This window comes from Corynebacterium sp. 74A, from assembly GCF_008930665.1.
Classification (GTDB): Bacteria; Actinomycetota; Actinomycetes; order Mycobacteriales; family Mycobacteriaceae; genus Corynebacterium; species Corynebacterium megadyptis.
The window spans coordinates 369,412-394,528 of the sequence record NZ_PQMG01000002.1 but is presented as its reverse complement, the minus strand read 5'-3'; the positions used below and the strand labels follow the sequence as shown (position 1 = coordinate 394,528).

Below are 25,117 nucleotides of genomic sequence, written 5' to 3'. Positions count from 1 at the left end.
TTTTCTACTATTCGGGGGCCGGTGGTGAATGTGGCCAGGCTTGGCGGCGTGTTTTCGCGCCCGCCGATTGTGTCGCCGCCGTGGATGTATTGGGTACCGGGTTTACGGGGGCCTCGGCGGTTGCCGAGCCGACCACTCTGGTCTCGGGGTGGCGGGCAGCGTGCTCCTTTATGGGATGTTGCTTGGTGTCATCGTTGTCGCTGTGGTGCTCGGGGCAGCGCAGCGTGAGATTTGATATGTCGGTGGGGCCGCCATCATTCCACGAGGTGATGTGGTGGATATCGCAGCGACTCACCGGCTCCGAGCACCCTGGGTGAGAGCACACGAGCTCGGAGGCGAATAGCGCGAGGCGCTGGTAGATATTCGCCAACCTGGTGGTTCTTCGCAGATCCAGCACCTGGCCGGTGCGGGGATCGTGGACGCACACGAAGCCGTATTTGGCTTGGGCGAGCGAGAGCACGTCGCTGACAGTGAGCTCATTGCCGGTGTTGGTGGGAAAGAGCATCCCGGCGGCGGCGAGATCAGTGTCATCGAAGTCCTTGGCCGATACCGAGAACACCATGCTGGCCGCGCCGATGCCGCCGCGGTCGAGGGCGGCGTCGAGTGCATCCGCGTAGCGTTGCTGCACGGTGCGCGGGTCATCTTTGTCGACGGTGCGCTCGACGAAAGGCTCTAGCCATGCCCGCAGCTTGGCGGTGATGCGCTCGGGCAGATAACCGAAGACGCGGCTGCCGCCGTCGTTATCTGCCTCGGTGATGGTGAAAGCGCGGTTGCGTTCGGCGCGGGCTGGTTCGGGGCTGAGCTCGCTATTGGCGTGGGTAACCAGGTGCTTAACATAGGCCCTAGTGTCATCGCAGCTAGCGTTGTGGGCATAGTCCACGGCTTTCTGGCGCAGTGTTTCGCGTAGTAGCGCGCTGCCGGTGCGCAGCCCGAGCAGGGCTTTATCTATCGCGGTGCGGGTATCGCCGGAGATCCGGTAGTCGCACAGCTGCCTGCGGGTGCGGCCGCGCAGCATCTCCGCGGCGCCGCGGTTGATATCGTTCTGCTCCTCAGTCAGCGTCTCATCCGGCTCATCCTTGAGCTTTCCGTAGAGGCAGCGGGCCTGTCCGATGGTGGAGTTGGCGCGAGAATTAGACCAGCCGAGACGTTCCTTGAGAATACGGCGTGGCTTGGAGGTGCCCGCCACGTCCATGAGGTCTTCCGTGCTGGCGCGGTGTGCGATAAGCACATCGAGGTGCGCCTTGAGCGACATATGCTCCTCGAGTTGTGCCAGCTGTGGGAGAGTAGCCCCCAGAGAGGTGAACCCGCCGGTATCGACGTCGTAGAGTACCACGAGCTGGGCGAGATCCTCGCCGATGCGGTCAACAATCTGCTGCACCTGGTCGCTAGCGATCATGGGGGCCTCCTTCCTGAATGAGCGTGTGCGGCACACACTAAAACAGGACAGACCATGCCCGCTGCGCGGGCTGTGCATAACTCGCGACCGATGAAGGGTTATGCACAGCAGAGCTAGCGAAGGGAACTAAAGAGTTGCTCCGCCTGGGTTTCATCCCACAGCACAACCGAGCCGACATCCACATAGTCGATGCCGCCCACGGGGGCGACCTCGGTGTTGAAACCGCCGGCCATGTGCAGCGCCGCCCACAAAAGATCCCAGGTGTGGTCGCTCGAGTCCACTGTGAGCGAACCCGCTACCCCGTTGACCAGCGGGATAGACCGGAAGGGGTTGAGGAAGGTGGTGGGGGAGGCTACCTTCTTGGCGAGGGCACCGAGGAACTGCCGCTGGCGGGCCGCGCGGTCAATATCTCCCTGTGCAGTGGATCGGGTGCGCACAAAGCTCAACGCCTGGGCACCATCGAATTTCTGGCAGCCGGGTTCCATGTGGAAGTTGATCACGTCATCGTGGATGGGCTCATCCACGCAGAGCTCCACCCCGCCCACGGCGTCGACAGCGTGGGCGAAGCCGCCAAAGCCGACTTCGGCGTAGTGATCGATCTTCAGCCCCGTGCTCTGCTCGACGGTCTCGATGAGCAGCGGCGGACCACCGAAGGAAAAGGCAGCATTGATCTTGTTCATGCCATAGCCCGGAATCTCCACATAGCTATCGCGCGGGAGCGACAGCAGCGTGGGCTTGCCGAAGAGGGGCACGTGCAAGATCATGATCGTGTCGGTGCGGTTGCCTCCCACATCCCCGCCGGTCATCAGCTCGTGGTTCTGCTCTGGAGTGAGCCCCTCGCGGGAATCGGAGCCCACCAGCAGCCAGTTCGAGCCGCTGGTATTACTGATCTGCTGGGCAGGCATGGCCTCGACCCGCTCGAATTTGGTGTCGGCCCACAACATGCCCACCACCGCGATGGTGACGATGATCGCCAGCGCCCAGCGGAACATGGAGAAACAGCCCATGCGGGGCCGGCGCATGCCCCGCCACGGGGCGCGGCGCCGGGGCGCAGCGGCAGGCTGCGGTTGCAGCGGCTGCTGCGGTGCAGGGCGCACCGGCTCCGGCACTGGGGCGTAGTACTGGCGGGGACGCTGCTGTACCGAGCGTGCCGCCTCGGGGTGCTCGCGATAGTAGGCCTGGCGCTGCTCCTCATAGCTGGGCTGGCGGTGCCGTCCCAAGGATTCTTCGCTGCGCCGGTGGCGCTGCGGCCGGTAGTCCGATGCCCGATGCTCGGGCTGGGGCCGGTTGATTGAGCGATCACGGCGCGGTTCGCGCCGCGGCTCTCGGCGGGGCTCCCGCCGAGGCTCACGCCGCGACTGCGGCTCGCGAGAAGACTGAGGATTGCGTCGAGAAACGGGCGAGTCCCCCGCACGGGGCGATTGAGGGCGCCGCCTGACGGGACGACCGTAGTGATCGCGCAGAATACGGCCGTCTTTGTCTCTCGCGAAATCGTCCATGTCTGGATACTCTAATGCCTAAGACAATCCAAGCCTCGATACATCAAGGAATTGGTAGCCCAAAAAAGCCACGGTGTCGATGAAAAAGTGGGCGAACACCAGTGGCCACACCCGCCGGAACTTCCAGTAGAAAGCGGCGAAGACCACGCCCATCACAATATTGCCCGCCCCGGCGCTGAGCCCCTGATACAGGTGATAGGAGCCGCGCAGCACCGCAGAGGCGCTAATGATGGCCACCGGCGCCCAGCGCAGCTGCGCCAGCCGGGTACTCAGCCACCACACCACCACGGTCTCCTCGGCGAAGGCGTTAGCGAAGCCCCATAGCAGCAGGATCAGTCCTGCCCACAGCCCTGAGTCATAGGCGGATACCACCACTTCTTTGGTCCAGCCGGCGTGCAAGGCCAGCACGTACAGCCCGAGCCCCGGAATACCAATCAGTGCGGCCAAGACGGCCCCGCTCAGTCCATCGCGCGGGCGCGGACGCTGCAGAAAGATACGGTCGCGAGCGAGCAGGTACACCACCAGTAAGCCCCAGCCGCAGAGCACGGCGGCCGATATCAGCTGCAGCCCCAGATCCAGCCACGGCACCGAGGACTGTGGGGCGTTGAGCGTGGTGCTTTGTTTATTGAGCGCCTCGGGCGCGAGCAACGCATCGGTCAGTCGCAGGGCGGAGCGTAGCCCCGAGGCACCGAAGGTGATGAGAAGAACCACCAGGATTTCCGCCAGAATCATGCCTCTTTTCCTTTCGGCGCGCCCGCAGCTTCGAGCTGTTCGGCCACCCCGAGCAGCTCGGCGGCACCGGCGTGGATGCAGCCCAGGTGGAGTCCCACTGGCGGGCGCCCGGGCAGGGCCCAGGGCACAGAGATGGCGGCGCGGCCGGTGATATTGAAGAGACTGCCCCACGGGGTCCAGCGTGTCTGTTCGTCGAAATCGTCTTGGGGCTCTAGGGAGCTGAAGGTGCCGATCGGCGGGGGATCATAGGCCAAGGTGGGGGTGAGCAGCAGCTCGCAGGGCCAGGCGTAGCGCACATGTCGGTCGAGAGCAGCGAGGGTACGCAGTGCCTCTTCGAGCGCTCCTGGGGCGAGGCCGCGGCCGCGTTCGCGCATGTACTCCACGATCGGGGAGGCGGGGCCAGGAATGCGGCTCGACTTGTGCCACATCAGGGTTTGGAAGGCGGCGAAGGGCTCCGGGCCGTAGGCGGGGTCCACGGGGATGATCTCGTGCCCATGGGCGCGGAGCGTGGTGGTGGCGTCGGCAAGCGCAGACAGCATGATCGGATCGACCTCCCCGTCGCCGTGCAGCGGGGCGCGGAGCACAGCAATGCGCAGGCGGCGAGAGTGTGGGCGAAAGCCGTGGAGAGCAGCGGCGCGGCGCACACTGGTGGTGAGGAAGCCTTGGGCGGTGAGCCGGCCCTCGCCGGGAGTGTGCGGTGGTTTGAAGCCCACCAGCCCGCACGCCGCGGCGGGCACTCGGATGGAGCCGCCCCCATCGGAGGCGTGGGCGACCTCGACGATGCCGCGCGCCACCAGTGCTGCCGCGCCGCCGGAGGAACCACCGGGAGTGCGCCCAGGCCACAGCGGGTTGCGGATGGGGTCCTGGCCGACGGGCTCGGTATAGGCGGTCATCCCCATCTCCGAGGTAGCGCTCTTGCCGGCGATGGTGGCGCCCTGATTCAGCAGCCACTCATTGACATGATCATGGCTGCGCGGAATATGGCGGCGATGTATCGAACCATAACTCGTGGGCATGCCCGCCACATCGGAGAGATCTTTGACGAAGAGCACCATGCCGTCGAGGCGGCCATGCCCGGTAGGGGCCACGGGCTGGGTGGTGGCATCGTGCACCACCCCGTGCTCGGCGGGGGTGAGCGCCGCCAGCTTGCGGTGAATGCAGGCGAGCTGGGTGTCGATTGACGGGGCGGGATGCGGCATGAATGTTGATGGTAGACCGCTACTGGCGGCGGGGGAAAGGGAGCCCGTGTTTGTGTGCCAGCGAGCCGCTACACTCAAAGATCATGAGTACTACGGTGGCTTTTCTCGGTCCGCGCGGCACGTTCACGGAGATGGCGATGCAGGCATTCGCCGCGCGCGGCTGCTTTGACGCAGACGATGTGACGGGGCTGCCGGTGTCCTCGCCGGCGGAGGCTCTCGATGCGGTCGTCCAGGGCTCGGCTGACTATGCCTGCGTGGCCATCGAAAACTCGGTGGATGGGGCCGTGACTCCCACCTTCGATGCCCTGGCCGCCGCCGAGGGAGTACAGATTTATCACGAGTTCGCTCTCGATATCTCCTTCGCATTCATGCGGGGCGACGCCGCGCCTACGTCCACCCCGCCGCGGTTGAGCACCCACCCCGTGGCGTGGCAGCAGGTGAAACTCTCGGCGCAGCGCCTGCTGGGCGAGGTTGAATTCATTCCCGCCTCCTCCAATGCCGCCGCAGCGGAAGCCGTGGCCCGCGGCGAGGCCGACTACGCAGCCGCCCCGGAAGCCGCCGCCGATCTGTGGGGCTTGCAGGTGATAGCCAGCGATGTGGCCGATGTGCCGGGCGCGCGCACCCAGTTCGTGGTGGTGGGCCCGGCAGGCGTACCGACTCCGCGGACGGGAAATGATCGCACCTCCGTGGTGTTCACCTTGCCAAATGTGCCCGGCAGCCTGGTGGGGGCGCTGACGGAGTTCTCGCTTCGCGGCGTGGACCTCACCCGCATCGAGTCCCGTCCCACCCGCACTGGGCTGGGCACCTACCGCTTCCACGCCGATCTGGTGGGGCATATCGACGACGCCATCGTGGCTGAAGCGCTGCGGGCGTTGCACATGCGCTGCGAGTCCTTGCACTATCTCGGCTCGTGGCCACATAATTCCGCCCCGTCGGAGCAGCCCAGCAACACCCCTGAACGTGACGCCGCCACCGCGTGGGTGGCCCGAATGAAAGAAGGTCAGCGATGAGTGCCACCTCCCGCCAGGGTCGTATTATTTTGGCTCGCCACGGCGAGACCTACGCCAATAAAAACCGTGTGCTCGATACCTTCCCGCCGGGAGCCGAGCTCACCGAGCAAGGCCAGCAGCAGGCCTATGCGCTGGGGGATAAGCTCGTCGAGTTCAGCGGCGAGCACCTCGGGCAGATCTATTGCGGGCTGGCGATCCGCGCCCAGCAAACCGCGATGCGCGCCGCGGAACGCTTCCGCGATAGCAGCGGCCGCGAGCTGGGCCGAGTTGTGGTGCGCGAAGGAGTCCACGAGATCAGTGCCGGCGACCTCGAGGGCAGCACGGATCCCGAGGATGCCGCGCGGTACCTCGATTATTTCTACCGTCGCCTCTGCGGCGAGCAGGCGGCGCTGCTAGGAGGAGAGTCGCTGCGCGCTATCCTCAGCCGCTATCTGCCGGTGCTGGTCGAGATGCTCAACGAGCACGTGGACGCTGGCCGCGATGCGGTGCTGGTCAATCACGGCGCCATCAGCCGCACGGTTGCCAGCCATGCCTGTGGGCTGGAGCCGGAGTTCGCGCGGGATCACCGCCTCGAGAATTGCGGACTGATTGTGCTGGAACCGCGCGGGCAGCTTTTCGGTAGCTGGACCCTGACCCACTGGTCAGATACTCCGGTGGGGGAGCTCGGCGGGGCCTAAAACACCGGCCCCTAGCAGCCCAGGTGGGCTTTAGCCCCAGCCGAGCTCGTGCAGCCGAGCGTCGTCAATGCCGAAATAGTGCGCGATCTCGTGTATCACGGTGATCCGCACCTGTTCGACGAGTTCACTTTCGCTCGCGCAATAATCCTTGAGGGATTCGCGGTAGATGGTGATGGTGTCCGGCAAAAAGCCGCTGAATTCATTGGTGCGCTCGGTCAGGGCCACACCCTCGTAGAGTCCGAGGATGCCTGGGGATCGGGGATTGCGGTCCTCGATCTGGATCACCACGTTGGTGAGATGGTTCAAGAGCTTCTCGGGGACGAGGTCAAGGCCCTCGTCCACGAGTTCTTCGAAGCGTTCATCGCTGATGGCAACCATGGTGCGCGTCCTTAGCGGGGGAGGTCCTCGCGCAGCGGATTGCGCTCCGGCTGCGGCGGCGGGGCCGCGCCATCGATGGTGAAGGGGCCGGTGGCGGTGCCCTTCAGGGTGGAGAAGCCGCCATCCTCGCGGGCCTTGATCAGCGAGCAATTCACAGACTTCGAACCGCCCTGCCAGGCATCAGCGGACAGCGTGGTCCAGAAAGGCTGCAGCGTGGACTGGTAGAGATTCTCCTCGCTGCCCAAGAAATCCTCCGCAGCCTGGGTGCAGACGCGGTTGAGTTCTTGATTTTGCTGGTCCTCGGTGGGCACGGAGTCCGGGAAGAACTCGGTGAGGTTCACAACGCGAGTGACCTCGAGAACGTGGTCGGTATCGCAGCTGACGGTGTGGGGCACATTGGCGGCGTCGATACTCACGCAGGTACCGGCCTCATAGACGCGGGCCTGGTCCTGATCGGCGACCTTGCCGGTGGTCTCCAGCGGCACGCCATTGGGGTCGGTGGATTGCAGGCCGCACAGCATGGTGCGATCCCCGGCCTCCCAAGCGCTGGGCGGGGGGAGCACCGGCGCGATGGAATAACGGCCGCGCGGATCATAGGTGCCGTTGAGATAGCTGATGGTGGGCTGCTGGCAGAGCTCCTCGCGCAGCTGCGCCTGCCGGGTGAGGTCCGGGGCGGGGGCGTCGGGGCCGAACTCGGAGGAGGGATAGGCGGCCAGGTCCTCGCGGGCGGTGACCTCGAAGCGGTGCGGGCTAGCGCAGTCGGTTTGTTCGAAGTCAGCGACCTCACCTGCGGAGGTGAAGGACCATGTCACGCAGGAGCCGGCGTCGGCGGTGGTAAACGGCGCCACCTCTTTGACTGTGGAGGTCGTGGGGGAGGCGTCTGGGGTTTCCTCAGGTGTTTGGGATTCTCTGACCATATCGAAGCTGCCAATCGCCACACCGCCGGCGAGGGCGGCAATTGCGCAGACCCGCAGTGCGGTGGCGCTGCGCCAGGTGGGTGTAGTCGTCGAATTCACGTCCCCCATGCTAGCGACTTAGCTGTGCTGCGGCTGTAAGTGGCGTGCCCTAAAGTCCCGTGCACAGCGGCAGCCGCAGCGTGAGGCGCTGCCGTTGGGGCCTGGGTGCAGCGAAGAGCTAGGCCCGCTGTACGTGTGTTTTCAGGCTAAAACGATCCGGGTGGTACAGCGAGCGGCACCACTCCACGGGCTTATCGTTCGAGCTGGAGACCCGCGTGACGGCGAGGAGCGCGTCGAGGGGGCGAAGCCCCAGCAGCTCGGCGTCATCGGGGCTGGCATTGATGGCGGTGGCCGTCTGCTCCGCATCGGTGATGGCCACCCCGTAGTCGCGATCTAGAATGGCGTAGACCGACTTATACACGTCGGTTTCTAACAGAGTGGGGGCGTAGCGGGAGTTATACCAGCCATCGTCGATGGCATAAGGCTCGCCATTGCCCAGCCGCAGCCGCACCAAGTGGGTGTGCGGGGTGTTGGGATCGGTGCCGAAGAACTTTGCCACCTCCGGCGGGGCGGGCGCCCAAGCAGAGGACAGGATTTTAGAACTGGCGGTGAGCTGCTGGGCTTCCATCTCGGAGGAGAAGGACGCCAAATGCAGGCGATTGATCAGCGGGTTGGGGGCGACGAAGGTGCCTTTGCCCCGAGCTCGTTTAAGCTTGCCACTAGCCACGAGGTCACCAATCGCGCGGCGCACGGTGATGCGAGAAACTCCGAAGGTATCTTCAAGGATGCGCTCGCCAGGCAGCATATCTCCGGGCTTGAGCTCGTGGGTGCAGATGTCCTCGAGGACTTCCCGCAGCTGGGCATGCTTGGGCTTGCCGGTGTCGGCGAGCGGGCGCGCGGGAAAAGACGGGGACATACCTCCATACTAGCGAACTGGTGATAACCGGAGCGGACCAATGGATGTATCCTCTGCCACGCGCTGGGGTGGAGACAGTCCCATTTTTGGCCCGCTGCGCGGTAGGCTGATGAATGTGATTGATCTAAAGTTCTTGCGTGAAAACCCAGATGTCGTTCGCCAGTCCCAGCTGAACCGCGGGGACGATCCTGCGCTTGTCGACGCCCTCCTCGCCGCCGATGAACGCCGCCGTTCCGCCATTGTCGACGCGGATGCTCTGCGCAGCGAGCAGAAGGCCTTTGCTAAAAAGATTGGCCAGGCCGCCCCCGAGGACCGCCCGGCCCTGCTCGAGGGATCTAATGAGCTCAAGGCCAAGGTTAAGGCAGCCGATGCGGAGCAAAAGGCCGCCGAATCTGAGGTGCACGAACTACAAATGAAGCTCTCCAATGTGGTGGAGGGCGCCCCCGCCGGCGGTGAAGAGGACTTCGTCGAGGTGGACTATGTAGGTACCCCGCCCGAGCTGGATTTCGAGCCCAAGGATCACGCCGAACTCGGCGAGAGCCTCGGCCTGCTCGATATGGAGCGCGGCGTGAAGGTCTCGGGCGCCCGCTTCTATTACCTCACCGGCTACGGTGCCCTGCTGGAGCTCGGCCTGATGAACCTCGCCGCCAAGAAGGCGATGGAGCATGGCTTTAAGCTCATGGTGCCGCCGGTGCTGGTGCGCCCCGATGTGATGGCCGGTACTGGCTTCCTCGGCGAGCACTCCGATGAAATCTACTATCTCCCCGCCGATGACCTTTATCTCGTGGGCACCTCGGAGGTGGCATTGGCTGGCTACCACAAGGATGAGATCATCGACCTCAGCGATGGGCCCAAGAAATACGCGGGCTGGTCCAGCTGTTTCCGTCGTGAAGCCGGCTCCTATGGCAAGGACACCCGCGGCATCATCCGCGTACACCAGTTCAACAAGCTGGAGATGTTCGTCTACGCCAAGCCCGAGGACGCGGAGCAGGAGCACCAGAACCTGCTGAATATGGAGCGCGATATGCTCTCCGCCATCGAGGTGCCCTATCGCGTGATCGACATCGCCGGCGGCGATTTGGGTCAGTCCGCGGCCCGCAAGTTCGACACCGAGGCTTGGATTCCCACCCAAAATACCTATCGCGAGCTCACCTCCACCTCCAACTGCACCACCTTCCAAGCCCGTCGCCTGCAGACCCGCTACCGTGATGAGCAGGGCCGCGCCCAGGTGTGCGCCACCCTCAATGGCACCCTTGCTACCACCCGCTGGCTGGCGGCCCTGCTGGAGAATCACCAGCGCAAGGACGGCTCCGTGGTGGTGCCGGAGCAGCTGCGCCCCTACGTGGGCGTGGATGTGCTGGAGCCCCAAAGCTAGCCCCGACCGCCAACGCTCGCCCTAGGCCGATCAGGACCCCATCAGAGGACACCGTCAATGTGGAGAAAAAACAACCAGCGTTTCCGGAAGACCTCCGGATTCCTCGTGCCCACCTCCGAGCCGGTCATCAGCGCAGCACAGCACGCTGAGCTGAAGGAACCGGTGTATCGCATCGGCATCGCCGTGGCACGGCTGGTGATGAAATTCCAAGGGGTCCGCGCCGTGGTGGAGGGCACCGAGAATATTCCCGCCGATGGCGCGGCGGTGATCGCGGTGAATCACACCGGCTACATGGACTTCATCTTTGCCGGCGTCCCCGCCTATCTGCGGGGCCGGCGACTGGTGCGGTTTATGACCAAAAAGGAGATTTTCTCCGCCCCCTTCCCCGTGGGCTGGGTGATGCGAGCGATGAAGCACGTGCCCGTGGACCGCGAGGCCGGCCACGATGCCTTCGAGGCCGCAGTTCAGCACTGCAGCGACGGCCATCTGGTGGGCATTTTCCCGGAGGGCACGATCTCGAGGTCCTTTGATCTCAAGGAATTCAAAACGGGGGCGGCCCGCATCGCGCAGCGCTCCGAGGTGTCCCTCATTCCGCTGGTCGTGTGGGGCTCCCAGCGCTTCTGGACCAAGGATTTGCCCAAAAATCTCGGCCGCAATCACCTGCCGCTGTGGGTGCGCGTCGGCGAGCCGATCTCCACCGAGGGCAGCCCCGAGGAGGTCACCACTCGGCTGCGTGATCGCATGACCGAGATGCTGGCCGAGGTGCGCCGCGACTATGCCGAGGAGTTCGGCCCCTTCGCCGGCGACGAGCCGTGGCTGCCCGCGAGCATCGGCGGCTCTGCACCCACCCAAGAGCGGGCTGACCTATTGGATCAGGCGGAGAAAGAGCGTCGACAAGCGAAACAAGCTCGCAAGGCCGAGCAGGCACAGGCGAAAGCCGCTAAGAAAATGAAAGAGAAAAAACGATGACCTCGTCACCTTCGCCCACGGACGGCGCTTGTGCGCGACCGCTGCTTATTGCCACCGACGTGGACGGTACCCTCATCGACGACGCCGAGCGCATCCCACCCCGCGTGGTGAGTGTGCTGCACCAGGCCGTGCATGAAGGAACGAAGGTGGTGCTCGCCACCGGCCGGCCGCCGCGCTGGATCTTTCCGATCCTCGAGCAGCTGGGGATCAATCCGCTGTGCGTGTGCGCCAATGGCGCCATCGTCTATGACTCTGCCCAAGACAGGATCATTCATAGCGCCACGCTGAAACCGCAGACCCAGCGCACTGTCGCGCGCATCGCCACCGAGGTGCTGGAACCGCTGGGCGGGGTACATTTCGCCGTCGAGCGCGCCGGGCGTTCCGCCTTCGACCCCACCCATGAGCTCTTTGCGGTGGCGCCGGACTATTCCCACGCCTGGGAGTCGCAGGAGTACGGGGTAGAGGAGCACAAGCAGCTCTTCGGCAGCTCCGCGGTGAAGTTACTGGTACGTAGCGAGCACCTCAGCTCCGAGAAAATCGCCGAGCTGCTGCGCGACCGCATCCCCGCCGAGATGGCGCACGTGACCTTTTCCATGTCCGGCGGCCTGGTGGAAGTATGTGCTCCGAACGTGAACAAGGCGGTCGGTTTGGCGAAGGTGGCCAACTACTATGGCGTCGACGCCGCCGACGTGATGAGCTTTGGCGACATGCCTAATGACTGTGAGATGCTCCGCTGGTCGGGCCGCTCCTATGCCATGGGCAACGCCGCCCAGGCTGTGCGTGACGCCGCCGATGAGACGATTGGCGATAACAACGACGGCGCGATCGCCGACGTGCTGGAGCTGCTCTTCCCCGAATCCTAACGCCACCGCGCAGCCCCCACCGCCAGTGCCGGTAGGTGGGGGCTGTGCTGTGTCTGGGGTGCTGTTCTAGGGCTACAGCGCAGAAACCGCCCCGTCCGACGGTGCGGAAAGGGCGGTCAGAGTGCTGGCCAAAGCCAGCGGTTCGCGTTGAGCTGGGCGCCTAGCGGGCGATGATCTCGAGGCTGCCATCCGTGGGGTTGTAGCTGATGTGGCCGCCGATGAAGTCCACTCGGTAGCCGTCATCGGTGGCGTATTGATCGCTGGTCGGCAGGCCCAGGATGCCGGCGTCGAGCCCGGTCGAGGCCCATGCATCCGCGATCTCGCCCCACAGCGCGTGCGTGCCACCATCGGGGGAGGAGATGATCACACCATCGGTGAAGGGCACATAGCGCAGCTCGCCCACGGCGTCCGAGGGCGATGCGTAGTGCACGCCACCGCGCGGGCTGCCCAATACGGGACCGAAGCGGTTGTCGATATCGTTGTATTTCTGCGACTCGACGCTGTCGCCGGTGGTGGTGATCTTCTTCGGCACAAACACCGGCAGATCGGCGATGCTCAGATCATCGATCATCGGGATATTGCCCACCTCATCCAGCGCACCATTCTGCATGCTCGGAGCATTCTCGGAATTGAGCACGAGGGCCAAGATGGAGCCTACGATGTCGAGGATCTCGGAGACATCGACACTGCGGCCTTGGACATGATCGATGATGGCACCGAGGGCGCGAGAGAAGAGCGCGGACGCTTCTTGATCGGCCTGGCCAGTGAGATCCACCTCAGACTCCGGAGTGGGCTCCTTCTCCGCAGGCGTGGTGGTCGAGGTAGCCGGGGTGGGCTCCTTGTCGCTGGTGGTCTCGGAGGTGGTCTCCGCAGTGCTCGGTGACGTGCTAGCAGAAGACGTGCTCGTCGTTGCGGCAGGCGTGGTGCTCGAGGTGGCCGAGGTGGGCTCCTTCTCGCTCGTGGTCTCCGCAGTGGTTTCCGTGGTGCTGGTCTCCGCAGTGCTGCTCTCGCTGATGGTCTCCGAGGTGGATTCCGTGGTGGTCTCCGCAGCTGCCGTCGACGTGCTGCTTTCCGCAGTGGAGGTCTCGGTGTCGCTGCTTGTACCCACCGCGCCAGCGTTGATGGCGTCGTAGGTCTTCTTGGCGATGGTGCGGATCTTCAGCATCTGCGAGTAGCCGGCATCGCCGGGGCAGGTGGTGTTGCCCACGTCGCGGTGCGCGAAAATATTCGGCAGCTTCACCGCGGTACCGGCAGGGTACTTGGTGTAGTGACTGCCTTCGGAGTAGTGGATGCTGGAGCCGGTGGGGTCGAGGCCCTCGACGGCGGTGCGCCAGCCTATGGTTTTGCCCATGGACTCGATGGTGGCGGTGGTGGGGCTCTGGGTGGAGTAGTTGCCGATCATGGAGATGCCCCAGGTGTTCTGGTTGAAGCCACCGGCGTGCGCACCCTGTACGGCCTTGTTGAGGCCTCCAGCGCGGCCTTCGTAGATATTGCCGAACTTGTCTACCAGTGCGTTGTATCCGATGTCGCACCAGCCGAGGGTGGCGGCGTGGTAGTGATAAATGCCGCGCACCTGGGCGGCCGCCTGGGCGGCGGTGTAGTTATTGCTGCCCGCGGTGTGGTGCACGGTGATCCCGGAAACGTGGTCATCGTAGGTGGGGCTCATGCAGCGCTTGGACTCGTCCGCGCCCCAGCCTGCGCGGGAGATCATGCTGGGCATGCCATCGGAATCGGCGGCCAGGTCGATGCCGGCATGCGGGTCGGTGGAGGCGTTGCCGTCGATGAATACCGCATCGAGGTTGGTGGGCCCACCGGAGACCAAGTCCACGTTGGTCACTGAGACCTGCACGGAGTGGGTGGGGGCGAGATAGATCAGCTCGGTGCCGTCTTTCTCGCCGCCGCTGGTCTCGTAGAGGGGCTCTGCTTCATACCAGGGGCCCCAGTTGCCGGCGTCGTCCTTGGCACGGAAGTGGGCGACAAAGTCCTTGGTGCCGTCCCAAGTGAGCGCGAACATGGAGAATTCTTCGTCGCGGGTGAATTGTTTGACGGTGCGTTCACCCCCGTCCTCGCCTTGGCTGTCTACCGCGGGGTCAGCGACTACCACGTTGTCGCCGCTGTCGAAGGAGATGGAGGATTCGCTGACGCTAATCGGGTCGGCTGCGACTGAGTCGGTGGGCCGGATGGTTTCGGAGTTCATGGCTACTACGGAGCCGAGGATCACGCTTGCCGCCGCCACGATGGCAGTGAGCGGCCGCCCCGTTCGGCCGAGGAACCGTCGTCGTTGCTGCACTATGGATTGCCCCCTGAGGGTTGTTGCTGGAGAAACTTAAATGAATCCTTGTAAATCTTAGTATAAAGCTGGGAAAATTGATACGAATGTGGCTCGCGTGCAGGATGCGAGGCCAATCTGGAAGCTGACATGTCCACATATGCTGGGCATTGTGCCTTCCGGTTCTTCCGCGTCGCGGCCCCGCCATCACCCTTTGCTGGGGGCACTTGGTTAAGCTTCGGAGATATGACTGACTATGACCTCATCGTTGTGGGCTCAGGCCTCTTTGGGCTCACGGTTGCGGAGCGTGCTGCTTCGCAACTGGGTAAGCGGGTGCTGATCGTCGAAAAGCGTGGGCATCTCGGTGGCAACGCCTATTCCGAGAAGGAGCCGGAGACTGGCATTGAGGTGCACCGCTATGGCGCGCACCTCTTCCACACCTCCAATAAACGGGTCTGGGAATACGTGAATCAGTTCACCTCCTTCACGGGCTATCAGCACCGTGTTTTTGCGATGCATGATGGCCAGGCCTATCAGTTCCCGATGGGACTGGGGCTGATCGCGCAGTTCTTTGGCAAGTACTACAGCCCCGAGGAGGCCAAGGCTCTCATCGAGGAGCAGGCCGCCGAGGTGGACACCGATGACGCCCAGAATCTCGAGGAAAAGGCCATTTCGCTGGTCGGACGCCCCCTCTATGAGGCGTTTATTCGGGATTACACCGCCAAGCAATGGCAGACCGACCCGAAGGAGCTGCCGGCATCGAATATCACCCGCCTGCCGGTGCGCTACACCTTTGATAACCGCTACTTCAATGACACCTACGAGGGGCTGCCGGTGGACGGTTATGCTGCGTGGCTGGAGAAGATGGCCGAGCATGAGCTCATCGAGGTGCAGCTGAATACCGACTGGTTCGAGGTGCGCGAGCGCTATAGCGGCGTGCCCGTGGTCTATACCGGCCCCATGGATCGCTATTTCGACTACTCCGAGGGCCGCCTTGGCTGGCGCACCCTTGATTTCGAGCTTGAGGTGCTGCCGGTAGGCGACTTCCAGGGCACCTCGGTGATGAACTACAACGATGCGGACGTGCCCTATACCCGCATCCACGAGTTCCGCCACTTCCACCCGGAGCGCGATAGCTATCCGAATGACAAAACCGTGATCATGAAGGAGTACTCCCGCTTCGCCGAGGGCGATGATGAGGTGTACTACCCGATCAACACCCCGGAAGATCGCGATATTCTCGGCCGTTACCGTGCCCTCGCCAAGGAAGAGGAGGAGCGCAATCAGGTGTTCTTCGGTGGCCGCCTGGGCACCTATCAGTACCTAGATATGCACATGGCTATCGCTTCCGCGCTGAGCATGTTCGATAACAAGCTGCGCGATATCCTTTAGCCTTCTTTCGCTTATCGACGCCATCTCGCGCAGGCGTCACCCCCCCCCCCATACACAGGGCCGAGGCCGGTTGCGCCGCCTCGGCCCTGTTTTCTTTATGTCTAAAGAGGTATCGCTAGTGCCCTAACTACCCCTGCACGGGTGGGTTGATGGGGTGATGGCACAGATCCAAGCGGAGACAATCGTCACAACCCGAGGGGTGTCATGGGGGAAGGGGGTGGGGTTAAGCTGCGGAAATCCCGCCACTTAAATAACTCTTACGTAGGCGAAGTAAATGGTGCTCAGAGCGTTCTTCTTAGCCGGCGTTAATCTGAGAAATGGTGTTGCTTGCGCGCCGCGCCCGAAGGGGGGAAGTGGATCCCGCAGAACACTGGTCCTATTCAGATTGTTAAGAGAAAAGGAGCTCGGAAGAGATCATGAGTATGTCATGGCTCGCTGCCCCGCCGGCAGCCCCCCGCAAGAGTTCTGAAGAAATTCACCGCCTCTACCCGCGCCTGCGCCTGCAGGTGTTCATGGGTATCTTCATCGGCTACGCCGGTTTCTATTTGGTGCGCAACAACATCTCGGCGGTGGCGCCGCTGCTGGTGAAAGACAGCGAAATCGATGTAGTCGGCGTTGGCGTGATCGCCAATGCTGTGCTTTTCGCCTATGGGCTGTCCAAGTTCTTCTCGGCCATGGTCTCAGACCGTTCCAATGCCCGCTACTTCATGCCGCTGGGCCTTGCGCTTTCGGCGATCGTGAATCTCTTCATCGCCTTCGTGCCGTGGGTTTCCGCCTCGGTCACGGTGTTCGCCACCGTCATGTTCATCAACGGCTGGGTGCAGGGCATGGGCTGGCCGCCCTGCGGTCGCGTCCTCGTCTACTGGTTCTCCACGAATGAGCGCGGCTTTAAAACCTCGCTGTGGAATACCGCCCACAATGTGGGCGGCGCGGCCCTGCCCGCCCTCATCGCTTTCGGACTGTGGATGTTCCCCGATACCTGGGAGGTCGCCTTCTGGGTGCCGGCCGTGGTTGCCCTCGTAGTGGCCGCCATCGGTTTCCTCTTGGTCCGCGACCGGCCCGAGGCCGAAGGCTTGCCGCCCATCGAGGAATACCGCCACGACCCCGCCAAGGTGGATGCCGTCGAAGACGATGGCACCAGCACGCTGCAGCGAGTGTTGAAGCACGTGCTCACCAACCGCACCATCGTGATGCTGGCCATCGCCAACGTCTTCGTCTACGCCCTGCGCTATGGCGTGCTCAACTGGATCACTGTGTTCTTGCACGATAAGCACCACGCAGAGATCGGCAGTGGCCTGGTGGGCTTCGCCACCTTCGAGCTCGCGGGCATTGTCGGTACCATCCTTTGCGGTGTGATCTCTGACAAGGTGTTCCGCGGCTGGCGTTCCGGCGCCGGCATGCTCTTCAGCGTCGGTGTGGTGGTGTGCATTCTCTTCTACTGGCTGCTTCCGGTGGGCACCCCGATGTGGCTGCTAATTCTGCTCGTGGGCATGATCGGTGGTCTCATCTACGGCCCCGTGATGCTCATTGGGCTGCAGGCCATTGACCTCTCCCCGCACAATGTGGCCGGCACCGCTGCAGGCTTTACTGGCCTATTCGGCTACCTGCTGGGCGCGACGCTCGCCTCTACCGGCGTCGGCGTCGTGGTGAAGAACTACGGCTGGGATATAGCCTTTACTATCTTCATTGTCTTCGGCGTGATCACCGTGCTGCTATTCGCACTGGTCGGCCGCGATGAGCGGCGGCTCATGCAGGCCCACGCGGAAAAGGTGAAGAACTCCTAGTTCTCCTCCATCTCCACCACGGTGGTCGGGCCAATCGCGACGCCCTGCGCCGCGAGGGCCTTGATCACCGCCACGATCGCCGCGTCCATGGACGTGACGGTCTCCATCTGCCGGGATCCGGACCAGAAGCGGATCTCCATGGTGGCCAGTCCTCCCACCACATCGCGGAGCACGGCCACCGGCTCCGGCTCATTGAGCACAGCGGGCTCGGCGTTGAGTGCTTCTATGGCGATCACACGGGCCCGCTCATAGTCTTTGGGATTGCGGATCTCCACGTCGAAGGCGGTCCGCACCCACTCGTTATGGGTCTGCACCGTCATCATCGAGGTGTGCACCGTGCCATTGGGGATGAGCACTTGGCGGCCATTAAAGGTGCGCACCGTGGTGGTGGAGAGGTTAATGTCCGTCACGGTGCCGGAAATATCCTCGATGGCGATCTGATCGCCCACCACCGGTTTTTCCCGCATGAGAATCACCAGCCCGGCAAACATGTTGCCCAGCACGGTTTGGAAGGCAATACCGGCGGCGATGGACACCACGCCCAAGCCGCCAATGATATTGACCGGCTTAATTGAGGGGAAGGTGTAGGTAATGGCCACGCCAAAGGCGATAATGGTGACCGCCCACGCTGCGATCTGCGCGAAGGCCCGCGCCGAGACCGGGGCGCGCCCCACGGTGACGAGCAGCGGCTTCGTCAGCTTGAGCACCACCCAGGCGAGCATGCAGCCGACGAGGAAAATCAGGGCGCCAATGCCCACCTTTTCCCACGTGAGCATGCGCACCGCTTGTTGAACTTGATCGGCGGTGACTCCGCCCTCGTCGGCACTGGACTGCTGCGCCAGAATAGTCGCCAGCATGTTTTATGTCTTTCTCTCGTCGGCAGAAGAATCAGGGTGGTGAGCTGCCCCCGCCGGGCAGGTGCGGATGTCCATTCCGGCTGCCCGGAGGCGGCGCAGCGCGGCCGCACCGCCGCCGGTGGCCGGGGTGAGCACGCCGGCGGTGGCAGGGGAGTCCGCGTCGAGAAGCGACAGCGCAATCTCGCTGATCATCAGCGCGGTGCTGTCATATCCGGGGTCGCGGTCGTGGTGGATCCGCACGCTGTTGCCGCTGGCCAGTTCAGTGGTGGTCACCGTGAAACGCCCTGTGGCCCGCTGCTGCTCGCTGGGGCCTTGTCCCGGAGCGGGGAATAGCCGCTGCAGCACCCGCTGCCCCCAGTCCCGTTGCGCGAGGTAGCTGATCCCGCCCAGCACAGCGGTGAAGGCGAGCGCCCGCGGCCGTGAGCCGAGATCGTGCACCTCGCTATATCGGAAGGACTCGCCATAGTCGAGCAACCAGGCCGAACGGCGCACCAGGCGCACGTTATAGCCGGCCATAAAGAACGGCGCGAGACTCTCCCCGCGTCCTAAACGGGGGCGTGACGACGCCTCCTCGCTGGGCGCCGGACCATAGAGCTCATTATTTAATGCATAGGGGTGGCGGGCCGCGGGGCGCCCGGTGCGCAGCGAGTTGAGCATGGAGGCGATGGTCCCGCCGGAGACCCCGCCGACCAGATCGGAGACCACCATCTGCACCGTGCCGAGTTGCCCGCCACAGTGCTCGGCGAGCAGCCAGCAGGCCAGATCGGAGGGCACAGAGTCGAAACCACAGGAGTGAATGATTTTCGCGCCGCGTGCTGCGGCTAGATCGTCGAGCTCGCGGACACTATCTTGGACGAATTCGGCCTCGCCGGAGAGATCCACATAGTGGGTGCCGGCCTCGGCGCAGGCGCGCACCAGCGCCCAGCCATAGCGGGCATAGGGGCCGACGGTGGTGATAATCACCCGGGCGCTGCGGGCGAGCTCGGCCATAGCCGCCGCGTCGCTGGCATCGGCAACGCGCAGGGGCACCTGTGTCTCGCCATAGAGTTCAGTGAGTGTGTGCTCCGAGCGGCCGGCGAAGCATAGTCGGCGCTCGCCGCCGTGCTCCAGCAGATAGCGGGCGATTATTCGGCCCACAAAGCTCGTGGCGCCAAAGAGCACAATGTCGTAGTCACGGGATGGGTTAGCGCTGCTCATAGTGTCCATAGACTAACAGTCTCCACCTCCTCTAAGGCGCTGGAGCATCCGGGCGCTGCTAAACTGTGCTGTCATGAGCCGACACCGGCGCCGCCATACCCGCCGCACCCCGCTGGCGCTGTCTACTGCAGCGTCCGCCCTGCTTGTTGCCGTTTTCGCCTTCGTGGGCGGCTGGATGCGCCGCTGGATGAGTGATGATGGCCTCATCGTCTTGCGCACGGTGCGCAATCTTCAGGCCGGCCACGGCCCAGTGTTCAACATCGGCGAGCGCGTGGAGGCCAATACCTCCACGCTGTGGCAATACCTTATTTATGTGGGCGGAGTACTCACCCATGCTCGCCTCGAAATGGTGGCCTTGGCACTGGCGTTGCTCTTCACCACGGGCGCTGGGGTAATCGGGGTGCTAGCCTCGGCGCGTTTTTATCGCGGGGCCACAGTGATCCTGCTGCCTGTGGGCATGCTGGTGTATTTCGCCCTGCCCCCCGCACGCGATTTCGCCACCTCTGGGCTGGAGTGGGGGCTGTCTATTTTTTATCTCGCCGTGCTGTGGTGGGTGCTGCTGCGCTGGGGCTTCGATGATATCGCCGCCCCGCTCGTCGGTTTTGTCGCCGGAATGAGCTGGCTGGTGCGCCCTGAGCTGGCGCTCTACGGCGGGGTCGTGATCATCGTGCTGGTGGTGGGGGCGCAGAGCTGGCGCTCGCGCGGCCTCGTGCTCGCGGCGGCGCTGCCTGTACCCCTGGCCTATGAGATCTTCCGCATGGGCTACTACGGGGTGCTGGTGCCGCAGACAGCAGTGGCGAAATCCGCCAGCGGGGCGGAATGGGCCTCGGGCCTGAACTATCTCCGCGACTTCAGCCACCCCTATGTGCTGCCGGTGGCCCTGGCCGTCATCTCGCTCATGGCCGGTACGGCCGCCTTGGGCAGTTCCGCCCAGCGCCGGCCGGTGCTCGTCACCGGGGTGTTCGTGGCCTGCGCCTTGGTGCATGTGCTCTATGTGCTGCGGGTCGGCGGTGACTTCATGCATGGCCGCATGCTCTTGCTGCCGCTATTCGCCCTCCTGCTGCCCGCGGCGGTGCTGCCGCTGCGGCTGGAACGCAGCCCCATCGCCCTGGCGCTGGCGGTACAGGCGGTGTTGATCGCCGGCTGGTCGGGCACGGTCGCCTATCGCGGCCATCCATGGGAGATCCCAGAGAAGGACTCGGATCTGAGCATCGTGGATGAGCGCGGCTTCTACTATGAAACCACCGGCCGCGACCCACAGACCCAGCCGCTGCTTCTGGCCGAGAACTTCCTCACCTTCCCCAATATGCAGGGCTTCCCCGAGGCATTGCAGTTGGCCGAGAATGGGGAGGCGGCCGTCCTCGGTTTGGCCATTAACCCCGAGACCGATGAGCGGCACTGGGTGGCGTATCCCCGCACCATGGGGCAGGGGGATTTTGATCGTTTCGCGCCCACGATTAACTACATCAATCTCGGCATGACCAGCATGAACTCCCCGCTGGAGGTGCGCGTATTGGAACCGGTGGGACTCGCCACCCCCTTGGCGGCCCGATCTCCCCGCTTGGAAAGTGAACGTATCGGCCACGACAAGCTACTCTCTTTGCCCTGGGTGCTGGCCGAATCCTCCACAGACATCAACCGCCTGCCACCAGGAGTGGATCGCAAGGCCGTCGAGGCCGCTCGCCACGCCCTGTCCACCCCTGAGTTTCAGGAGCTGGCCGCCAGCTATCGCGAGCCGATGAGCATGCACCGTTTCCTAGCCAATATCCGCTATGCGTTGAGCGGCAAGGGCATCTTCACGGTGGAGTTCGACCCCCATACCTACAGCGATGTGGCGTCGAGCGGGAAGCCCATCACTTGGAATTAGGGCTCGCCTGTCGCGCCGCGGTGGCGGCGGGATGGCGTCGATAAGCGCAGGAGAGAGGGTTGATGCCCCTCACATTTTTCTCCCCGCCACGAGTGTGTGGCGGCGTATAGGCGGGGCGGCGACTATCGTTGATGCAGATAAAACGTGCCCGAAGAATCGGAAGGCCTAAAAACTTTTTATGAGTGCTGAAACCAAGTTCCTCGCAGTGGAACAGCTGCAGCGTGTGCTGCTGCCGAAGCGCGGCGAGCCGCGTGATGTGCGGATGCTCTATCTGATCGAGTCGGAGCAAAACCCTGCCCGCGCCCGGTGGGATAGCCGCACCGCAGTGACGATTCCCGAGGGTTGTGAGGTCTCCTTCCAGACCTATTTCAATGCCTTCCCCGCCAGCTACTGGCGCCGCTGGTCCCAGCTGGACTCCGTGGTGCTGCGCCTCGAGATGGACGGTGACGCACGCATCGACGTCTACCGATCCAAGATTGATGGCGCCCGGATCGCCGTCGATGGCGGTCTCAGCGAGGGCGGCGTGATCGAGTTCGAATGCTCCCTCGCCCCCTTCGAGGACGGCGGCTGGCTCTGGTTCGATGTCACCAGCGATAGCGAGGTGACCATCACCAAGGCCGGCTGGTACGCCCCCTGCGCCCCGCAACCGCAGGTGATGCCCGATGGCAGCACCGTCGGCCCCTTCGAGCCGCGCGTCACCGTGGGTATTCCCACCTTCAACCGCCCCGCCGATGCCGTGGCCGCCCTCGAGGCCTTGGCCTCTGATCCGGATGTGGATGCGGTGATTGATACCGTCATCATGCCCGATCAGGGGAATAAGCATCCCGCCGATGAGCCCGGCTATGCCGATGCCGTGGCCGCCTTTGGCGATCGTTTCTTCGAGTTCCGCCAAGGCAATCTCGGCGGCTCCGGCGGCTATTCCCGCATCATGTACGAGGCCCTCGGTGGGGCCGATGGCACGGGCGCGGCCGGCGAGAAGCAGTCGCCCTACATCCTCTACATGGATGATGACATCGCCATCGAACCCGACTCGGTGCTGCGCGCTCTGCAGGTGGCCCGCTATGCCACCTCCCCGATCCTCGTCGGCGGGCAGATGCTCAACCTGCAGGAACGCTCCCACCTGCACTCCATGGGCGAGGTGATCGACCGCTCCATCTTCATGTGGACCTCCGCTCCCTTTGTGCACTATGACCACGATTTCGCCAAGAACCCGCTGAGCGATCGCGGAGACTTCGGCGATAAGCCCGGCACACCCCACTCCCGCGACCTGCACCGCCGCATCGATGTGGATTACAACGGCTGGTGGATGTGCATGATTCCGCGCGTGGTGGCCGAGGAGATCGGGCAGCCGCTGCCGCTGTTCATTAAGTGGGACGACGCCGAGTTCGGCCTGCGCGCCGGGGCTCATGGCTATCCCACCGCCACCTGGCCGGGCGTGGCCATCTGGCATATGGCCTGGTCCGATAAGGACGATGCCATTGACTGGCAGGCCTATTTCCACCTGCGCAATCGCCTGATCGTGGCCGCGTTGAATCATGAGGGGCCGGTGGACGGCATCATCAAGTCCATGCGCAAGGCCACTCTCAAGCACCTCATGTGCTTGGAGTATTCCACCGTGGCCATCCAGAACGAGGCCATGAAGGACTTCTTGGCAGGCCCAGAGCGGCTCTTCGATGTCCTCGAGTCCTCGCTGCCGCGCATCCAGCAGATCCGCAAGGACTATCCCGATGCCGTGGTGCTGCCCAGCGCCGCAGAGCTGCCCAAGGCCACCGGCATTCCGGGCGTGCCCACCCACGATATTGGCGGTCGTCTCGCACCGTTGAAGAAGGCCGTGTGGCTCGCCAAGGGCATTAAGCACTCGCTGTCCAAGGAAAACGACACCCATCACGAGGTGCCGCAGGCCAATCTCTCGCCGCTCGAGGCCCGCTGGTTCTCGCTGTCCCGCGTGGACGGCGCCACCGTGACCACCGCCGATGGCAGGGGAGTGGTATACCGCAAGCGCGATCGCGCCAAGGCGAAGGCGCTATGGGAGGAATCCCGCAGTCTGCAGAAGGAAGTGGCCGAGCGCTTCGAGGAACTGCGTACCCTCTACCGGGCGCACCACGAGGTTTTGACCTCGCGCGAGGCCTGGGGGAAGATTTTTGATGAGTAAGGCTGAAGCCGACATCTTGGTGGCCATTCAACAGCGGCTTTTCGACGCCCCCTTGGTGCTTCCTTTCGCCCGCGGCATGTCTTTCTTCGGTGAGCATGCCGCTGGCTGGATGGGCTCGGGGCTGGTGCTCGCCGCCGTTGATCGGCCCCGCCGCGGTCAATGGCTCGGGCTGAGCGCCGCCGCGTTCAGTTCCCATGCCGCGAGCGTCATTATTAAGCGCATCGTTCGGCGGCGACGGCCGCATGATGAGCGAATCCTAATTGGCGTGGGTACGCCCTCGCGCTTAAGCTTCCCTTCGTCGCATTCGACCTCCACCACCGCCGCGCTGGCCTATGCCGCCCATGTCACGGGCTCGCCCGCGCCGCTGGTCGGGGTGCCGCTCATGATGGCCTCGCGACTCGTTCTGGGGGTGCACTATCCCACGGATGTGGCCGCTGGTGCCGCTCTGGGCTGGCTCAGTGCAGAGCTGGTGGACACGCTGCTAGAGGACAAGCTGAAGGAGATAGTATGACGAGCACTGAGGCCCACGATGCTGGTCCCGCGGACCAGGACACCGGCCTGATTGGCTCAGAACCGCACACCCGCGGCTTGGACGTGGGCTCCCAGCATCAGCCGCCCCGGAACCTGCTGGATGGCATGTTCAAGGCCTTGCGCCCGAAGCAGTGGGTGAAAAACGTGCTCGTGGTGGCCGCCCCCTTGGCTGCCGGTGTGGAGGCGTTCACCGTCACCACCTTCCGCGATATCGTGATCGCCTTCGCCGTGTTCTGCATGGCGGCCTCGTCGATCTATCTGGTCAATGACGCCCGCGATGTGGAGGCCGACCGCGAGCATCCCGTCAAGCGTTTCCGGCCCATCGCCGCCGGGGTACTGCCCGTGGGCGTGGCCTATGGCATGGCGCTCGTGCTTATTGCGGGCGCTGTCGGCGTCTCGCTGCTGGCGACCTCGGGGACGAACCTCGCCGTGGTGGTGTCTGTGTACATCGTGCTGCAGCTTGGCTACTGCTTTGGCTGGAAGCACCAACCGGTGATCGATATTGCCTTGGTCTCCTCCGGATTCATGCTGCGCGCCATGGCGGGTGGCGTGGCCGCCAGCATCGCGCTCTCCCAGTGGTTCCTGCTGGTGGCTGCCTTCGGTTCGCTCTTCATGGCCGGCGGCAAGCGCTATGCCGAGTATCTGCTGGCGCAGGAGACCGGCGCAAAGATCCGCAAGTCCCTCCAGGGCTATACCCCCACCTATCTGCGTTTCGTCTGGCAGATGGCGGCCACTGCCGTGATCATCTTCTACGCCCTCTGGGGCTTCCAGATGGCGCAGGCCGCCGATGGCGATGGGGCGGTGTGGTACCAGATCTCTATGGTGCCCTTCACCGTGGCGATCATGCGCTATGCCTCGGATATTGACCGCGGCGAGGGCGGCGCCCCCGATGAGGTGGCCCTGCGGGATCGGCCGCTGCAAACCCTGGCCGTGCTGTGGATCCTGTGCATTGTTTTGGCTGTCTACTTAGCCCCGGGAACCCTCTAATAGGTGAGGTGCGAGACGGGGCCTTAATCCTTAGCGTGAGTTAGGGAAAATATCAGTTAGGCGCAGTATATTCCCGATATCTGCGCCCGTGCGCGCGAGTGTCGCCCACCT

At 63.9% G+C, this 25,117-nt stretch carries 21 protein-coding genes; 11 read left to right on the top strand and 10 right to left on the bottom strand.

The genetic code is table 11. The features are described from left to right. Positions 1-7: 7 nt before the first annotated feature. The 4 genes from GBB11_RS04750 to GBB11_RS04735 all read right to left on the bottom strand — a co-directional run bounded on the left by GBB11_RS04750 (position 8) and on the right by GBB11_RS04735 (position 4,826). Entirely contained in the window at positions 8-1,396 is a 1,389-nt protein-coding gene (locus GBB11_RS04750) for an HNH endonuclease signature motif containing protein (protein ID WP_192796304.1), read from the bottom strand. Between the two features lie 113 nt (positions 1,397-1,509). Continuing rightward, positions 1,510-2,895 (bottom strand): LCP family protein, encoded by a 1,386-nt coding sequence (locus tag GBB11_RS04745; RefSeq protein WP_151549387.1) that lies wholly within the window; start codon positions 2,893-2,895, stop codon positions 1,510-1,512. An 18-nt stretch (positions 2,896-2,913) separates the two neighbouring features. Continuing rightward, complete coding sequence (locus GBB11_RS04740) at positions 2,914-3,627, bottom strand: CPBP family intramembrane glutamic endopeptidase (protein ID WP_151549388.1); 714 nt, start codon at positions 3,625-3,627, stop codon at positions 2,914-2,916. Beyond that, positions 3,624-4,826, bottom strand: a complete 1,203-nt coding sequence (locus GBB11_RS04735; RefSeq protein ID WP_151549389.1) for an amidase — start codon at positions 4,824-4,826, stop codon at positions 3,624-3,626. Before GBB11_RS04735 ends, GBB11_RS04740 begins: the two co-directional genes overlap by 4 nt. An 83-nt stretch (positions 4,827-4,909) precedes the next feature. Here GBB11_RS04735 and pheA point away from each other — a divergent pair, with 83 nt between their 5' ends. Together pheA and GBB11_RS04725 are read left to right on the top strand one after the other, a co-directional pair. Continuing rightward, positions 4,910-5,836, top strand: a complete 927-nt coding sequence (pheA, locus tag GBB11_RS04730; RefSeq protein ID WP_151549390.1) for a prephenate dehydratase — start codon at positions 4,910-4,912, stop codon at positions 5,834-5,836. Continuing rightward, a complete protein-coding gene (locus GBB11_RS04725; protein WP_151549391.1) occupies positions 5,833-6,513 on the top strand; it encodes a histidine phosphatase family protein in 681 nt (226 codons plus the stop codon). The genes pheA and GBB11_RS04725 overlap by 4 nt, the downstream gene beginning before the upstream one ends. 30 nt (positions 6,514-6,543) lie before the next feature. Here the strand turns inward: GBB11_RS04725 and GBB11_RS04720 are convergent, their stop codons facing one another. From GBB11_RS04720 to GBB11_RS04710, 3 genes are all read right to left on the bottom strand, one after another. Continuing rightward, a complete protein-coding gene (locus tag GBB11_RS04720; protein WP_151549392.1) occupies positions 6,544-6,891 on the bottom strand; it encodes a metallopeptidase family protein in 348 nt (115 codons plus the stop codon). Between the two features lie 11 nt (positions 6,892-6,902). Further along, on the bottom strand, positions 6,903-7,916 hold the full coding sequence (locus GBB11_RS04715; RefSeq protein WP_151549393.1) for a septum formation family protein: 1,014 nt from the start codon (positions 7,914-7,916) through the stop codon (positions 6,903-6,905). Positions 7,917-8,025: 109 nt separating this feature from the next. Next, positions 8,026-8,763, bottom strand: coding sequence for a GntR family transcriptional regulator (locus GBB11_RS04710; protein WP_151549394.1), 738 nt, complete (start codon positions 8,761-8,763; stop codon positions 8,026-8,028). Positions 8,764-8,878: 115 nt separating this feature from the next. On the opposite strand from GBB11_RS04710, the gene serS reads away from it, so the two are divergent. From serS to GBB11_RS04695, 3 genes are read left to right on the top strand one after another with little or no spacing between them, the layout of a single operon-like run. After that, entirely contained in the window at positions 8,879-10,138 is a 1,260-nt protein-coding gene (gene serS, locus GBB11_RS04705; RefSeq protein ID WP_151549395.1) for a serine--tRNA ligase, read from the top strand. A 57-nt stretch (positions 10,139-10,195) separates the two neighbouring features. Continuing rightward, positions 10,196-11,107 carry a 1-acyl-sn-glycerol-3-phosphate acyltransferase gene (locus GBB11_RS04700; RefSeq protein ID WP_151549396.1) on the top strand — a complete coding sequence of 304 codons (912 nt, stop codon included), beginning with the start codon at positions 10,196-10,198 and terminating at the stop codon, positions 11,105-11,107. Then, positions 11,104-11,970 (top strand): HAD family hydrolase, encoded by an 867-nt coding sequence (locus GBB11_RS04695; protein ID WP_151549397.1) that lies wholly within the window; start codon positions 11,104-11,106, stop codon positions 11,968-11,970. The genes GBB11_RS04700 and GBB11_RS04695 overlap by 4 nt, the downstream gene beginning before the upstream one ends. Positions 11,971-12,130: 160 nt before the next feature. Here GBB11_RS04695 and GBB11_RS04690 read toward each other — a convergent pair whose 3' ends face one another. Beyond that, positions 12,131-14,260 (bottom strand): N-acetylmuramoyl-L-alanine amidase, encoded by a 2,130-nt coding sequence (locus tag GBB11_RS04690; protein WP_151549398.1) that lies wholly within the window; start codon positions 14,258-14,260, stop codon positions 12,131-12,133. 225 nt (positions 14,261-14,485) lie between these two features. Between GBB11_RS04690 and glf the strand changes: the two genes are divergently transcribed. Both glf and GBB11_RS04680 read left to right on the top strand, forming a co-directional pair. Beyond that, positions 14,486-15,631 carry a UDP-galactopyranose mutase gene (glf, locus tag GBB11_RS04685; protein WP_151549399.1) on the top strand — a complete coding sequence of 382 codons (1,146 nt, stop codon included), beginning with the start codon at positions 14,486-14,488 and terminating at the stop codon, positions 15,629-15,631. A gap of 416 nt (positions 15,632-16,047) precedes the next feature. After that, on the top strand, positions 16,048-17,415 hold the full coding sequence (locus GBB11_RS04680) for an MFS transporter (protein WP_151549400.1): 1,368 nt from the start codon (positions 16,048-16,050) through the stop codon (positions 17,413-17,415). Here the strand turns inward: GBB11_RS04680 and GBB11_RS04675 are convergent. Together GBB11_RS04675 and GBB11_RS04670 are read right to left on the bottom strand one after the other, a co-directional pair. Further along, positions 17,412-18,272 carry a mechanosensitive ion channel family protein gene (locus tag GBB11_RS04675; RefSeq protein WP_151549401.1) on the bottom strand — a complete coding sequence of 287 codons (861 nt, stop codon included), beginning with the start codon at positions 18,270-18,272 and terminating at the stop codon, positions 17,412-17,414. The two genes, GBB11_RS04680 and GBB11_RS04675, sit on opposite strands and share 4 nt — an antisense overlap. 3 nt (positions 18,273-18,275) lie before the next feature. After that, the gene (locus GBB11_RS04670) at positions 18,276-19,469 is read right to left on the bottom strand and encodes a trans-acting enoyl reductase family protein (protein ID WP_151549402.1); all 1,194 of its coding nucleotides are present in this window, start codon (positions 19,467-19,469) and stop codon (positions 18,276-18,278) included. A 73-nt stretch (positions 19,470-19,542) separates the two neighbouring features. On the opposite strand from GBB11_RS04670, the gene zomB reads away from it, so the two are divergent. The 4 genes from zomB (at position 19,543) to GBB11_RS04650 (ending at position 25,006) form a co-directional block, all read left to right on the top strand. Further along, positions 19,543-21,336 carry a flagellar motor control protein ZomB gene (gene zomB / locus GBB11_RS04665; protein WP_192796305.1) on the top strand — a complete coding sequence of 598 codons (1,794 nt, stop codon included), beginning with the start codon at positions 19,543-19,545 and terminating at the stop codon, positions 21,334-21,336. 178 nt (positions 21,337-21,514) lie between these two features. Further along, positions 21,515-23,488: a glycosyltransferase gene (locus tag GBB11_RS04660; RefSeq protein WP_151549403.1), complete on the top strand. Its 1,974-nt coding sequence runs from the start codon at positions 21,515-21,517 to the stop codon at positions 23,486-23,488. Then, on the top strand, positions 23,481-23,999 hold the full coding sequence (locus tag GBB11_RS04655; protein ID WP_151529037.1) for a phosphatase PAP2 family protein: 519 nt from the start codon (positions 23,481-23,483) through the stop codon (positions 23,997-23,999). Before GBB11_RS04660 ends, GBB11_RS04655 begins: the two co-directional genes overlap by 8 nt. Then, a complete protein-coding gene (locus GBB11_RS04650; RefSeq protein WP_151549404.1) occupies positions 23,996-25,006 on the top strand; it encodes a decaprenyl-phosphate phosphoribosyltransferase in 1,011 nt (336 codons plus the stop codon). The genes GBB11_RS04655 and GBB11_RS04650 overlap by 4 nt, the downstream gene beginning before the upstream one ends. Positions 25,007-25,117: the final 111 nt, after the last annotated feature.

Coding starts and splice junctions, on each gene's coding strand:
- GBB11_RS04655 (WP_151529037.1), top strand. CDS start 23,481: ATGAGTAAGGCTGAAGCCGACATCTTGGTGGCCATTCAACAGCGGCTT.
- GBB11_RS04735 (WP_151549389.1), bottom strand. CDS start 4,826: ATGCCGCATCCCGCCCCGTCAATCGACACCCAGCTCGCCTGCATTCAC.
- GBB11_RS04725 (WP_151549391.1), top strand. CDS start 5,833: ATGAGTGCCACCTCCCGCCAGGGTCGTATTATTTTGGCTCGCCACGGC.
- GBB11_RS04675 (WP_151549401.1), bottom strand. CDS start 18,272: ATGCTGGCGACTATTCTGGCGCAGCAGTCCAGTGCCGACGAGGGCGGA.
- GBB11_RS04710 (WP_151549394.1), bottom strand. CDS start 8,763: ATGTCCCCGTCTTTTCCCGCGCGCCCGCTCGCCGACACCGGCAAGCCC.
- GBB11_RS04700 (WP_151549396.1), top strand. CDS start 10,196: ATGTGGAGAAAAAACAACCAGCGTTTCCGGAAGACCTCCGGATTCCTC.
- GBB11_RS04715 (WP_151549393.1), bottom strand. CDS start 7,916: ATGGGGGACGTGAATTCGACGACTACACCCACCTGGCGCAGCGCCACC.
- GBB11_RS04680 (WP_151549400.1), top strand. CDS start 16,048: ATGAGTATGTCATGGCTCGCTGCCCCGCCGGCAGCCCCCCGCAAGAGT.
- GBB11_RS04650 (WP_151549404.1), top strand. CDS start 23,996: ATGACGAGCACTGAGGCCCACGATGCTGGTCCCGCGGACCAGGACACC.
- pheA (WP_151549390.1), top strand. CDS start 4,910: ATGAGTACTACGGTGGCTTTTCTCGGTCCGCGCGGCACGTTCACGGAG.
- GBB11_RS04720 (WP_151549392.1), bottom strand. CDS start 6,891: ATGGTTGCCATCAGCGATGAACGCTTCGAAGAACTCGTGGACGAGGGC.
- GBB11_RS04670 (WP_151549402.1), bottom strand. CDS start 19,469: ATGAGCAGCGCTAACCCATCCCGTGACTACGACATTGTGCTCTTTGGC.
- GBB11_RS04745 (WP_151549387.1), bottom strand. CDS start 2,895: ATGGACGATTTCGCGAGAGACAAAGACGGCCGTATTCTGCGCGATCAC.
- GBB11_RS04695 (WP_151549397.1), top strand. CDS start 11,104: ATGACCTCGTCACCTTCGCCCACGGACGGCGCTTGTGCGCGACCGCTG.
- glf (WP_151549399.1), top strand. CDS start 14,486: ATGACTGACTATGACCTCATCGTTGTGGGCTCAGGCCTCTTTGGGCTC.
- zomB (WP_192796305.1), top strand. CDS start 19,543: ATGAGCCGACACCGGCGCCGCCATACCCGCCGCACCCCGCTGGCGCTG.
- GBB11_RS04740 (WP_151549388.1), bottom strand. CDS start 3,627: ATGATTCTGGCGGAAATCCTGGTGGTTCTTCTCATCACCTTCGGTGCC.
- GBB11_RS04750 (WP_192796304.1), bottom strand. CDS start 1,396: ATGATCGCTAGCGACCAGGTGCAGCAGATTGTTGACCGCATCGGCGAG.
- GBB11_RS04660 (WP_151549403.1), top strand. CDS start 21,515: ATGAGTGCTGAAACCAAGTTCCTCGCAGTGGAACAGCTGCAGCGTGTG.